At 71.0% G+C, this 12,636-nt stretch carries 12 protein-coding genes; all 12 read right to left on the minus strand.

Features of this window, described 5'->3' with window-relative positions:
- Positions 1 to 4: 4 nt before the first annotated feature.
- Positions 5 to 889 carry an iron uptake transporter permease EfeU gene (gene efeU, locus ABD205_RS12390; RefSeq protein WP_344045143.1) on the minus strand — a complete coding sequence of 295 codons (885 nt, stop codon included), beginning with the start codon at positions 887 to 889 and terminating at the stop codon, positions 5 to 7.
- A 76-nt stretch (positions 890 to 965) separates the two neighbouring features.
- The gene (locus tag ABD205_RS12395; RefSeq protein ID WP_344045144.1) at positions 966 to 1,670 is read right to left on the minus strand and encodes a DsbA family oxidoreductase; all 705 of its coding nucleotides are present in this window, start codon (positions 1,668 to 1,670) and stop codon (positions 966 to 968) included.
- 270 nt (positions 1,671 to 1,940) lie between these two features.
- On the minus strand, positions 1,941 to 2,969 hold the full coding sequence (gene ilvC / locus ABD205_RS12400) for a ketol-acid reductoisomerase (protein WP_344045145.1): 1,029 nt from the start codon (positions 2,967 to 2,969) through the stop codon (positions 1,941 to 1,943).
- A 76-nt stretch (positions 2,970 to 3,045) separates the two neighbouring features.
- Positions 3,046 to 3,600, minus strand: a complete 555-nt coding sequence (gene ilvN, locus ABD205_RS12405; RefSeq protein ID WP_344045146.1) for an acetolactate synthase small subunit — start codon at positions 3,598 to 3,600, stop codon at positions 3,046 to 3,048.
- A complete protein-coding gene (locus ABD205_RS12410; RefSeq protein ID WP_425572927.1) occupies positions 3,600 to 5,351 on the minus strand; it encodes an acetolactate synthase large subunit in 1,752 nt (583 codons plus the stop codon). Before ABD205_RS12410 ends, ilvN begins: the two co-directional genes overlap by 1 nt.
- A 237-nt stretch (positions 5,352 to 5,588) precedes the next feature.
- Complete coding sequence (locus tag ABD205_RS12415; RefSeq protein WP_344045147.1) at positions 5,589 to 6,263, minus strand: 4a-hydroxytetrahydrobiopterin dehydratase; 675 nt, start codon at positions 6,261 to 6,263, stop codon at positions 5,589 to 5,591.
- The gene (locus ABD205_RS12420) at positions 6,260 to 6,715 is read right to left on the minus strand and encodes a VOC family protein (protein ID WP_344045148.1); all 456 of its coding nucleotides are present in this window, start codon (positions 6,713 to 6,715) and stop codon (positions 6,260 to 6,262) included. Before ABD205_RS12420 ends, ABD205_RS12415 begins: the two co-directional genes overlap by 4 nt.
- Positions 6,716 to 6,996: 281 nt before the next feature.
- A complete protein-coding gene (locus tag ABD205_RS12425; protein ID WP_344045149.1) occupies positions 6,997 to 7,725 on the minus strand; it encodes a GNAT family N-acetyltransferase in 729 nt (242 codons plus the stop codon).
- Positions 7,726 to 7,746: 21 nt separating this feature from the next.
- Complete coding sequence (locus tag ABD205_RS12430) at positions 7,747 to 8,784, minus strand: FUSC family protein (protein ID WP_344045150.1); 1,038 nt, start codon at positions 8,782 to 8,784, stop codon at positions 7,747 to 7,749.
- 23 nt (positions 8,785 to 8,807) lie between these two features.
- Positions 8,808 to 9,794 carry a hypothetical protein gene (locus ABD205_RS12435; RefSeq protein ID WP_344045151.1) on the minus strand — a complete coding sequence of 329 codons (987 nt, stop codon included), beginning with the start codon at positions 9,792 to 9,794 and terminating at the stop codon, positions 8,808 to 8,810.
- Positions 9,795 to 9,855: 61 nt separating this feature from the next.
- Positions 9,856 to 11,553 carry a dihydroxy-acid dehydratase gene (ilvD, locus tag ABD205_RS12440; RefSeq protein WP_344045152.1) on the minus strand — a complete coding sequence of 566 codons (1,698 nt, stop codon included), beginning with the start codon at positions 11,551 to 11,553 and terminating at the stop codon, positions 9,856 to 9,858.
- 73 nt (positions 11,554 to 11,626) lie between these two features.
- On the minus strand, positions 11,627 to 12,636 hold a 1,010-nt coding region (locus ABD205_RS12445), incomplete at its 5' end, for a WD40/YVTN/BNR-like repeat-containing protein (RefSeq protein WP_344045153.1).

Genomic DNA, 12,636 nt, shown 5'->3' on the forward strand with positions numbered 1-12,636 from the left:
TGGGTCAGTGAGCGGCGGGGACGCGCGGGCCGGACGTCTCGGCGACCGTGCGTGGTGCGAGCGTCGCGCGCCGCTTGCGGAGGAAGAACACCGCCATCACGGGCACGGCGTAGAGCGCCCAGACGACGGCCTCGAGGTTGGTCGTCACGGGCGAGAAGTTGAAGATGCCCTTGAGGACCGTGCCGTACCACGAGTTCGGGTCGACGGTGCTCGAGACGTCGAACGCGATCGAGTGCAGGCCGGGCAGGATCCCCGCCTCCTGCAGGTCGTGGACGCCGTACGACAGGACGCCGGCGGCGACCAGGATGAGGAACGCGCCGGTCCACGTGAAGAACTTGGCGAGGTTGACCGCGATCGCGCCGCGGTAGATCAGGTAGCCGAGCACGACCGCGGTCGCCAGCCCGAGCACGGCGCCGAGCAACGGCTCCCATGTCGGCGTGATCGCCCCGGCGGCCTCCCGCGTACCGGCCTTGGTGGCGGCCCACAGGAACAGGGCCGTCTCCAGGCCCTCGCGCCCGACCGCCAGGGTGGCGACGACGACGAGCGACCAGCGGCTGCCGTCGGCGGCCCTGTCGATCGCTCCGCGCAGCTCGCCGCCGAGGCCGCGGGCGGCACGCGCCATCCAGAAGATCATCCAGGTGACGAAGCCGACGGCGACGATCGACAGGGCACCGCCGATCGCCTCCTGCGCCTCGAAGGTGAGCCCGCTGGGCCCCCAGGTGAGGAGCGCGCCGAAGGCGAGGGAGACCCCCACGGCGAGACCGACGCCGGCCCAGATCCGCTTCAACAGGTGGGTCCGGCCGGTCTTGACGAGGTAGGCGACCAGGATGCTGACGACGAGCGCAGCCTCCAGTCCCTCCCGCAGACCGATGAGGTAGTTCGCAACCACGGTCGGGATGCTACGCCACGAGATTAGGTTTGCCTAACCAAGGTGAGGTTTGCCTCACCTTAGTTCGTCCGCAGGGTCAGACGGCGCAGCCGTCAGGGCCGCACGCGCCGTCGGCGCCGCCCTCCCCCACCAGCTCGACGAGCGGGTGCGACTCACGCCAGGCGCGGTCCAGGAGCTGGCCGAACAGCTCGGTCGGCTGCGCGCCGGAGACGCCGAACTTCTCGTCGACGACGAAGAAGGGCACGCCGTTCGCGCCGTACGCCCTGGCCTGATCGACGTCAGCACGTACGTCGGCCGCGAACTCGTCGCTCCCCAGCACCGCGTCCACGCGCTCGGCCGGCAGCCCGGCGTCGGCCGCGATCTCGCGCAGCACCGCGTGGTCGGCCAGGTTGCGCGCCCCCGCGAAGTTCGCCGCCAGCAGGGCCTCCTTGAGCTCGACCTGCCGGCCGACCTGCTTCGCGAGGTGCAGCAGCCGATGGGCGTCGAGGGTGTTCGCGTGGACCGTCTCGTCGTGCCGCCAGGTCATCCCCTCGGCGGCGGCCAGCTCGGTGACACGCGCCTGCATCCCGGCAGCCTCGGCGCGACTGACGCCGTACTTGCTCGAGAGCATCTCCTGCGCCGTCTCGGTCGGATCGGTCGGCGCGGTCGGGTCCAGCTGGAACGAGCGGTAGACGAGCTCTACCTCGTCGCGGTGGTCGAATCCGGCCAAGGCCGTCTCGAGGCGGCGCTTGCCGATGTAGCACCACGGGCAGGCGATGTCGGACCAGATCTCGATGCGCACGGTGGCACCAACATCTGGACCCTCCCCGATTGTTCCGCCCCCCGCCCCGCCGAGACGTCAATCCATCCGGCCCGAGACGTCAATCCGTACGGCTCGAGACGTCAATCCGTACGGCTCGAGAAGTCAATCCGATCGCATCGAGGACGCTCTGTGGTGACCGATTGACGTCTCGGACCGGATGGATTGACGTCTCGGACCGGATGGATTGACGGCTCGGGGAAGACGAAGCCCCCGGACCGCGCGGGTCCGGGGGCGTACGTCGGGCTGGGCTCAGCGCGTGGCGGTGCCCTCGACGTAGTCGGTGTCGTGAGACTTCACCCAGGCCATGAGCTTGCGCAACTCGCGGCCGGTCTCCTCGATCGGGTGCTTCTCGCCCTTCTCGCGCAGCGCCTTGAACTCCGGCGCACCGGCGTCCTGGTCGGCGATGAAGCGCTTGGCGAACTCGCCGTTCTGGATGTCGGTGAGGACCGCGATCATGTTCTCCTTCACCTGCGGGGTGATGACCCGCGGGCCGGAGACGTAGTCGCCGTACTCCGCGGTGTCGGAGACCGACCAGCGCTGCTTGGCGATACCGCCCTCGTACATCAGGTCGACGATGAGCTTGAGCTCGTGGAGGACCTCGAAGTAGGCGACCTCGGGCTGGTAGCCGGCCTCGGTCAGGGTCTCGAAGCCGTACATGATCAGCTGCGAGGCGCCACCGCACAGGACGGCCTGCTCGCCGAACAGGTCGGTCTCGGTCTCCTCGGTGAAGGTGGTCTTGATGCCGCCGGCGCGCAGGCCGCCGATGCCCTTGGCCCAGGACAGGGCGAGGTCCCACGCCTTGCCGGAGGCGTCCTCCTCCACGGCGACGAGCACGGGGACGCCGCGGCCGTCGACGAACTCACGGCGGACGAGGTGACCGGGGCCCTTGGGGGCGACCATGAAGACGTCGACACCTTCGGGCGGCGTGATGTAGCCGAAGCGGATGTTGAAGCCGTGACCGAAGCCGAGCGCCTTGCCCGGGGTCATGTGCGGCGCGATCTCCTCGGCGTACAGCTTCCGCTGGTGCTGGTCGGGCGCCAGGATCATGACGACGTCGGCCCACTCGGCGGCCTCGGCCGGCGTCACGACGGCGAGTCCCTCGGCCTCGGCCTTCGGGGCGCTCTTCGAGCCGGGCTGCAGGCCGATCCTGACCTCGACGCCGGAGTCCCGCAGCGACAGCGAGTGGGCGTGGCCCTGGCTGCCGTAACCGATGACCGCGACCTTCTTGCCCTGGATCAGGGACAGGTCGGCGTCGTCGTCGTAGAACATCTCAGCCACGTTCGGGCTCTCCTTCTGGTTGTTTCTCGCCTCGTTCGAGGCCAGGGGTTGGGGGGTTGCTGGGGAGATCGTCGGCTCAGCCGGCCGGCGGCGGAGCGGGTACGGCGACCGGGCGGCCCGACCGCTCGGAGATCGACCGCGACCCGCGGCCGATGGCGACCATGCCGGACTGCACCAGCTCACGGATGCCGAACGGCTCGAGGACACGGAGGAAGTCGGTCAGCTTGCCGCTGTTGCCGGTGACCTGGATGGTGACGGCGTCGGCGGAGATGTCGACGGCCTTGGCCCGGAACAGCTGCACGGCGTCGAGGATCTGGCCGCGGGTCTCCGCGCTGGCGCCGACCTTGACGAGCATCAGCTCGCGCTGGACCGCATGGCCCTGCTCGAGCTCGACGATCTTGATGACCTCGACGAGCTTGTTGAGCTGCTTGGTGACCTGCTCGAGCGGTGTCTCCTCCACGTTGACGACGATCGTCATCCGGGAGATCCCCTCGTGCTCGGTCGGGCCCACCGCCAGCGACTCGATGTTGAAGCTGCGGCGGCTGAACAGGCCGGCGATCCGGGTGAGGACGCCCGGTCGGTCCTCGACGAGGACCGACAGGGTGTGCTTGCCGCTACTGAGCTCTGCCATCAGAGGTCGTCCTCGTCGAACTTGGGCGCGAGGTCTCGCGCGTACTGGATCTCGTCGTTGCTGGCCCCGCCCGCGATCATCGGCCACACCATCGCGTCCTTGTTGACGCGGAAGTCGACGACGACGGGCACGTCGTTGATCTCCATGGCCTTCTCGATCGTCGAGTCCACGTCGGCGGCGGACTCGCAGGACAGGCCGACGCAGCCGTAGGCCTCCGCCAGCGTCGGGAAGTCGGGGATCCGGATCGGCTTGTCATGACGCTGCAGGTTCGTGTTGGAGTAGCGCTCGTTGTAGAAGAGCGTCTGCCACTGCCGGACCATGCCGAGATTCTCGTTGTTGATGATCGCGACCTTGATCGGGATGCCCTCGATCGCGCAGGTGGCCAGCTCCTGGTTGGTCATCTGGAAGCAGCCGTCGCCGTCGATCGCCCACACCGTCGCGTCCGGTCGGCCGACCTTGGCGCCCATGGCCGCCGGGACCGAGTAGCCCATCGTCCCGGCGCCGCCGGAGTTGAGCCACGTGTTCGGGTGCTCGTAGCCGATGAACTGCGCCGCCCACATCTGGTGCTGGCCGACGCCCGCCACGTAGAGCGCCTCGGGACCGGCGATCTGACCGAGCCGCTCGATGACGTACTGCGGGGCGAGGCCCTCGGCCGGGGTGTCGTAGCCCAGGGGGTAGTTGCGCTTGATGCCGGCGCAGTACGCCACCCAGGACTCGTAGTCGCCCTCGCGACCGGCGGCCTTCTCGGCCTCGAGCACGACGAGCAGGTCGGTGAGGACCTCGCGGATGTCACCGACGATCGGGACGTCGACGTGCCGGTTCTTGCCGATCTCGGCCGGGTCGATGTCGGCGTGGATCACGGACGCGCCGGGCGCGAAGGTGGCCAGGTCGCCGGTGACGCGGTCGTCGAAGCGCGCGCCGAGGCTGATGATGAGGTCGCTCTTCTGCAGGCCGGCCACGGCGGCCACGGTGCCGTGCATGCCGGGCATGCCGAGGTGCTGCGGGTGGCTGTCGGGGAAAGCCCCGCGCGCCATCAGCGTGGTGACGACCGGGATGCCGGTCAGCTCGGCCAGTCGGCGCAGCTCGCGGTGGGCGCCGGCGCGGATGGTGCCGCCGCCGACGTACAGCACCGGCTTGCGGTGGTCGAGGATGAGGCGCGCCGCCTCGCGGATCTGCTTCGCGTGCGGCTTGGTCACCGGACGGTAGCCCGGCAGCTGCAGCTCGGCAGGCCACTTGAACGTCGTCATGGCCTGGAGCGCGCTCTTGGCGACGTCGACCAGCACCGGACCGGGGCGGCCGGTGGCGGCGATGTGGAAGGCCTCCGCGATCCGGCCCGGGATGTCCGCCGCGTCGGTGACGAGGAAGTTGTGCTTCGTGATCGGCATCGTGATGCCGCGGATGTCGGCCTCCTGGAAGGCGTCGGTGCCGATCAGGCTGGCGGGCACCTGGCCGGTGATCGCGACCATCGGGACGGAGTCCATGTAGGCGTCGGCGATGGGCGTCACCAGGTTCGTCGCGCCCGGACCCGACGTGGCCATGCAGACGCCGACCTTGCCGGTCGCGGCGGCGTACCCCTCGGCGGCGTGGCCGGCACCCTGCTCGTGGCGGACGAGGATGTGGCGGACCTTGGTGGAGTCCATGAGCGGGTCGTACGCCGGGAGGATGGCGCCGCCCGGGATGCCGAAGACGTTCTCCGCGCCCGCCGCCTCCAGCGACCTGACCAGGCTCTGCGCCCCGGTGATGTCACTCATGCTGTCCGCTTCCTCATCTGTCTGTGGCCTTGCCTGTTCGCTGCAACAAAAAACCCCCCGGCCTGACGGCAGCGGAGGGGGACGCGTCTACTGAGTGCTCAGCGGGCGCGTCGCGTGCGTACGAGAATGTCCAGGCGCATGCCCGTCAACCTACTCGCCGGCCCAGGATCCGTCATCCTGCGCCGCAGGACGTCTCGCTATATGAGACACGAATCCCATCATCTGGCGGCGCGAGGCTCACACGTGATCGCCGTCGCGGCCGAGCCAGGTCGTGATGCAGGCCTTGTTGCCCTGGGCGTCGGAGAGCACCCAGAAGCGGGGCGCACGGTCGTCGCTGACGAGAGTGCCGCCCGCCTCGATCGCCGCCCTGATCCGGGCCTCCGCCTGCTCCGGCGGCACCCGCACGTCGAAGTGGAACCGCTGCCGCGGCGGGTCGTGCCGGTCGGTCTCCTGGAACCAGAGGGTCGGCAGCAGGCCGTCGGGGTCGACCAGCTCGTCGTCGTGCTTCGCGGAGTCCGACAAGCCCAGGACCGCAGCCCAGAACGGCTTGACCTCGGCGGCGTCGGCGCTGTCGAGGCCGACCTCGACGACCTGGAGCTTCGCCGTCTCGGGGGTGAGTCCGAGACCGTCGGCGAGCTCGCTGATCACCCGCGCCAGTCGCACGTCCCGCTCCGTGACTCCCCCGGCGTCGTGGCTGGTCGACCGGATGTGGACGAAGCCGTACCGCAGGTCGATGTCGGGATGGTGGTCGGCCTTGTCCGCCTCGGCGGCGATCCGCTCGACGAAAGCGAATCCCTTGGCGAAGCTGCCAGTGCGGAAGCGCGCGTGCAGCGCACCCATGAGGATGCGCCAGTCGTCGAGGAGCGCCGCGGCGACGCCGTGTCCGTCGAGGACCTGCTGGTCGTCGGTCATGGCAGCACCAGCTCTCCGAGGGGCCCGGGGTTGTGGGCGACCTCCCAGTGGTACCCGTCGGGATCCGCGAAGTAACCGGTGTAGCCACCCCAGTCGCGCTGCTGCCCGTCGTGCACCGGGTCGGCGCCGATGCCGCGGGCCGTGCCCAGCACCTCGTCGACCTCGGCCGGTGTCGCGACGTTGTGCGCGAGGGTCACGGGGGGCACGCCGCCGCTCCGGTTGCTCCCGTTGCTCCCGTTGCTCCCGTTGCTCCCGTCGGCGATCGGTCCGACCTCGGCCTCGAAGTGCGCCCGGTCCCAGAGGCTGAGCACGACGTGCTCCCCCACCCGGATCATGAGGACCTCGCCCGGGACGTACATCTCGTCGGTCCAGCCGAGACCGTCGACGTAGAACTCGCGGCTGCGCGCGACGTCGCGCACGGCCAGGGACACGAAGCTGATGCGTTGCTCCATGACGCCACTGTTGCACCCGGCTCCGACAGTCGGTCAAGGACGGACCGGCGTGGGGCGGGACGTCATACGGGGTGGTTGCTCGGGCTGCCAGCGCGTATGACGTCCCGGGATCGACCGGCGCAGTGACGCCGCGGTGGCTCGGCGTCCGCGGCCGAAGTGTCACCGTGACAGTTGCGAAGTGTCACCGTGACAGTTGGGGCGGTCGGTGACAGTTACGAACTATCACTGACCGCGCGAACTATCACCGTGACAGTTTGCGAAGCATCACGGTGACAGTTGCGTCAGTGCGCGCCCGCGGCAAGGCCGGCGGTCAGGTCGCTCAGCGGGGTGACCTGGCGCCCGCCGTCGAAGTTCGCCGGGTCGAGCCAACGCTCGTGGGCGGCCCGGACCGCCGGCCACTCGGCATCGGTGACCGAGAACCAGTCGGTGTCGCGGTTGCGGCCCTTGGTGATCATGTGGTTGCGGAACCGACCCTCGTAGACGAAGCCCAGTCGCGCGGCGGCCCGTCGCGACGGCTCGTTGAGGCTGTCGCACTTCCACTCGAAGCGCCGGTAGCCGAGGTCGTCGAACGCGTGCCGCATCAGCAGGTGGATCGCCTCCGTCGCCGCGCGGGTGCGCTGCAGGGCCTTCGCGAAGAGGACGCCGCCGACCTCGATCTGTCCCGTGCCCGGCTCGATGCGCAGGTACGACGCCAGGCCGGCCGGCTGGCCGGCGTACTCACCCTCGGTGGGGATCAGCGCGAACGTCACGTCGACGGGTGACTCCAGGACTGCGGCCAAGTGCATCCACAGGTCCGGCAGGGACGCCGGCCGATCGACCGGACGGTAGGTCCACAGGTCGCCGTCGCCGGATCCGCAGACCGTCCTGAACAGCTCGGCGTAGTGGGCCGAGCTGAGCGGCGCGACGCGGACGTAGCGACCGGTCAGGGTGACCGGCTCCGGGCGAGGCCGCGGCGCCCACCCCTCGACGACGTCTCCGACGGGCAGGCCGAACTCGTTCACGTCAGGCACGCGCCAGACCCTACCGAGGGGCTACCGGGCGACCCGTGCGCGGATCGCCTCGCTCAGTCGCGGCCGGCTCAGGTAGCCGACCGCCACACCGACCGCCACACCGATGACGGTCTCGACGCCGCGGTCGGCCAGCAGCTCGTGGGTCGGCACGGGCGCCACCAGGTGGACCATCAGCAGCGCGAGGGGCGTGACGCAGACGAGCGCGAGCGCGTAGTTGCGACCCACCAGCAGCTCGGCGCCGGCCTGCAGCGCCGCGACGAGGAGCACGAGGGCCAGCCCCTGCACGTCGAGCGCGAAGAGCGCCCACGCGACGAGCAGGCCCAGCCCCGTCCCGATCACGCGATGCAGCCCGCGGGTCAGCTGCACGGACAGGTCGCGTGCCACCAGCGGCACGACCGCCGAGACCATCGCCCAGTAGGGCCGGCCGATCCCTGCCGAGGTCGCGATCGACCCGGCGACGAGCACGCCGGCACCCGACTGGAGCGCGTAGCGCCAGACCCCTTCGACCGCGCCTCCGATCGGCCGGTCTGGCAGCGCGGGCGGCCCGGGGGCGAGGCGGACGCGGCGCACGGCCGGCCCGGCGATCCCGACGAGCACCGAGAACAGCGCGGACCCGCCCGCGACGAGCACCGCCGGGAGCACGTCGGCACCCGTGGCCGGCGCGGACGCGACCGCGGCGAAGCCGAAGACCTGGAAGAGGGACCCGGGCGGGTGCCAGCCCCGCCGCGTGGACTCGTAGGACGCGCCCACCGCCACCGCGGCCGCGATCGGGATCGAGATCCAGGCGCGCTGGTCGCTGATCCCGACGAGGACGCCGAGCGTGACGACCGCGACCTGGGTGACGCCCGCCTCGACCTGGAGCGTGAGCCTCGCCCGGTCGGTGCGCTCGCGTCCGTAGAGGGACGTGAAGGCGCCGAACACGGCGTAGATCGACCACTCGAGGTGGCCGGTCCACAACAGGACGAGCAGCGGCACGAGCACCGAGACCGAGGCACGGATCGCGATCCGGTGCGCTCCGGCGTGGGGACCGAGCGTCACCAGTCTCGCGAGCAGTCCCACACCGGCAGTCTCTCAAACGCCGGTCACTGGAAGCTGACGAACCTGACCCTCGGGCGCACGCGCTGCACGGCCCGGGCGCTCATCCGGTGCACGTCCTCGTCGTAGAAGAGCTTGAAGCCCATCGTGAACTGCTTCGGGCGCGCCACGGCGGCGTATGTCGCCTTCTTCTGCCCGGGCGTGCCGTAGCCGTCGACGTGCTGCACCATCGCGAGGCCGAGGCGCCGAGCGACGCGTCCGGGCGACCGCAGCATGTCGCGACGGAACTGGTGGATGACGAACAGCTTCTCGGGCAGCCCCGCCTGCCGGGTCAGCGCCTGGAGCCACGCGGAGACGCCGTTGACCTCGGCCGCGCCGACCGAGCCGATGACGCGCCCGGGCACCGCGTCGGGCCCCATCCGCCACTCGGGGTCGAGCGCGAGCCCGACCCAGGGATCGGCCAGCGCCCACGCCCACCGTCGCGCGACGGAGAGGAAGTCGGCGCGGCCCGGCTGGAGGTCGAGGACGACCAGCGCGCCGTGCCGGTGCGCGGCGGCGATGTAGTCGCGCACGGCCCGATGCGAGACGTCGTGGTTGTAGTCGCCGTCGCGACCGGGCCGGGCGTCGGCGACGGTCACGATCAGCTCGTAGACCTTCTGCACGGGCCGCCGGGGCGAGCCGAAGGCGCGCGCCGCCCGGGTGAGCCGCGCATCCATCCGGTCGGGTCGGTCCTCGCCCAGGACACCGAGGGCTCCCGAGCCGGCCGTCCCGTAGTAGGCCACGAGGAAGCGGCCGTCCGCGAACACGCGGCGCCCGCCACCGGGCAGCGTCGGGTGGGGCGGCGCGACCTGCGCCGTGGGGACCGCGGAGGTCGCCACGACCGACGACGACGCGCTCACCGACGCCACGTGCACGACGGCCCGGTGCTGCGGTCGCGGGCTGGCGTCGCTCGGCGCCATGGCCAGCGCGGCCGCCGACACCGACGCCGCGAGCAACAGTCCGGCCGCCGCGCGGTGTCTGGTCGTCGTACGCACGCCGCGCAGGCTAGCGGCGCGCCGACCCCCTGTCCGGGAGACTCACGGATGTCTCGACGGGTCAGCTCGTGACGGCTCCGAGCGCCGCCGACCCCACCGTCTTCGCGTACTTGCCGAGCACGCCGCGCGTGTACTTCGGCGGCAGCGGCTCCCAGCCGATCCTGCGCTTCTCGAGCTCGGCCTCGTCGACCGTGATGTCGAGGCGGCGGTTGAGCACGTCGAGGGTGATCTCGTCGCCGTCCTCCACGAACGCGATCGGACCGGCGTCCACCGCCTCCGGGGCGATGTGGCCGACGCAGAGGCCCGTGGTGCCGCCGGAGAAGCGACCGTCGGTGATCAGCAGGACGTCCTTGCCGAGGCCGGCGCCCTTGATGGCTCCGGTGATGGCGAGCATCTCGCGCATGCCGGGTCCGCCCTTGGGGCCCTCGTAGCGGATGACCACGACGTCACCCGCGACGATGCGGCCCTGCTCGAGCGCGTCCATGGCGGCGCGCTCGCCGTCGAAGACGCGGGCGGTGCCGCGGAAGACGGTCTCGTCGAAACCGGCCGTCTTCACGACGGCGCCCTCGGGCGCGAGCGTGCCCTTGAGGATGGTGAGGCCGCCCGTGGCGTGGATGGGCCGGTCGAAGCTGTGGATGACCTCGTCGTCGAGCGCCGGCGGGGCGAGCTCGGCGAGGTTCTCGGCCATCGTCGCGCCGGTGACCGTGAGGCAGTCACCGTGCAGCAGGCCGGCGTCGAGCAGCGCCTTCATGACGACCGGGATGCCGCCGATCTTGTCCACGTCGTTCATGACGTACTTGCCGTACGGCTTGAGGTCCGCCAGGTGCGGCACCTTCTGGCCGATGCGCGTGAAGTCGTCGAGCGTCAGGTCGACCTCGGCCTCGTTCGCGATCGCGAGCAGGTGGAGCACGGCGTTGGTCGAGCCACCGAGCGCCATCACGACGGTGATGGCGTTCTCGAACGCCTCCTTCGTCATGATCTGGCGGGCCGTGATGCCCCGGCGGAGCAGGTTGACGACCGCCTCGCCCGACCGGTGGGCGAAGCCGTCGCGACGCCGGTCGACGGCGGGCGGTGCGGCCGAGCCCGGGAGCGACATGCCGAGGGCCTCGGCGACCGCGGCCATCGTGTTCGCGGTGTACATGCCGCCGCAGGCGCCCTCGCCGGGACAGATCGCCTTCTCGATCCGGGTGACCTCCTCGCGGCTCATCTTCCCCGCGAGACAGGCGCCGACCGCCTCGAACGCGTCGATGATCGTGACGTCGCGACCGTCGACCTGGCCGGGCATGATCGAGCCGGCGTACAGGAAGACCGAGGCGAGGTCGAGGCGGGCCGCGGCCATCAGCATGCCCGGCAGCGACTTGTCGCACCCGGCGAGCAGGACCGAGCCGTCGAGCCGCTCCGCGCTCATGACCGTCTCGACGGAGTCGGCGATGATCTCGCGTGAGACGAGCGAGAAGTGCATGCCCTCGTGGCCCATCGAGATGCCGTCGGACACCGAGATCGTGCCGAACTCGAGCGGGTAGCCGCCCGCGGCGTGCACGCCGTTCTTCACGGCCTTCGCGAGCCGGTCGAGCGACAGGTTGCACGGCGTGATCTCGTTCCACGACGAGGCGACGCCGATCTGCGGCTTCGCGAAGTCGTCGTCCCCGAGGCCCACTGCCCGCAGCATCCCGCGGGCGGCGGTGGCCTCCAGGCCGTCGGTGACCGCGCGTGAGCGCGGCTTGATGTCGATTTCGCTGGGCTCGGGCACGTCGGGCATGGCCCGCAGCCTAACCGCGCATCGGCGACGGTCGATGCGGCGTCTCAGGCGCGGGCGGCGCAGCGGGGTCGAGTCACACGGTCGCCGCGCGCACCACCAGGACGTCGGGAAGCTCGCCGATGACCCGCCTCCAGGACTCGCCCGCGTCGTTCGAGGCCCAGACGGTGCCGTTGCGGGCGCCGACGTACACCCCCGCCTGCTCGTGGCCGTCGGCGCACATCGCGTCCCGCATCACGCCGACGTAGCAGGGGTCCGGCAGGCCCTTGTCGAGCGCCTCCCAGGTCTCCCCCGCGTCCCTCGAGCGCCAGACCCGCGCCTTGGCCTGCGGCGGGTAGCGACTCTCGCCGGCCCCGATCGGGAAGGTGTAGATCGTGTCGGGCTCGTGCGGGTGCACGACCATCGCGAACCCGAAGTCGGTGGGCAGGCCGTCGGCGATCGACTTCCAGGTCGACGCCTCGTCGTCGGAGCGGTAGACGCCGCCGTGGTTCTGCAGGTAGAGGCGCTCGGGTCGCGACGGATGCCTGGCGACCTTGTGCACGCACTGCCCGAACTCGGGATACTGCATGCCCTCGGGCAGGAAGATCGCGCGGATCCCGTCGTTGCGGGGCGCCCAGGTCTCGCCGCCGTCGCGGGTCTGGTAGACGCCGCCGGTCGAGATCGCAGCGGTCACCGAGAGTGGGTCCGTGGGGTGCGGCAGGATCGTGTGGAAGGCCTGACCGCCGAAGCCGGCGTTCCACTCGGTGCGGTGCGGGTGGTCCCACAGCCCGCGCACGAGCTCGAAGGACGCCCCTGCGTCGGTCGACCGGAAGATCGCGCCCGGCTCGGTGCCCGCCCAGATCGTCGTGCCTCCGGAGTCGGACGGAGTCCCCGGCGCGAGCTGCCAGACCCGCGCCACGCTCGCGTCGACGTCGTCGGGGAACTTGACCGACGTCTCGGTCCACGTCTGCCCGTCGTCCTCGCTGGCGCGCACGAGCGGCCCGAGCCAGAGAGAGGACGCGCCCACCAGGATCCGCCCGGTGCCGGGCTCGACCATCGCGGAGTAGATCTCCTCCATGTCGTGATGCGGCCCCGTGAACCTCCACT

It is taken from the genome of Nocardioides panacihumi, assembly GCF_039530925.1.
GTDB lineage: Bacteria > Actinomycetota > Actinomycetes > Propionibacteriales > Nocardioidaceae > Nocardioides > Nocardioides panacihumi.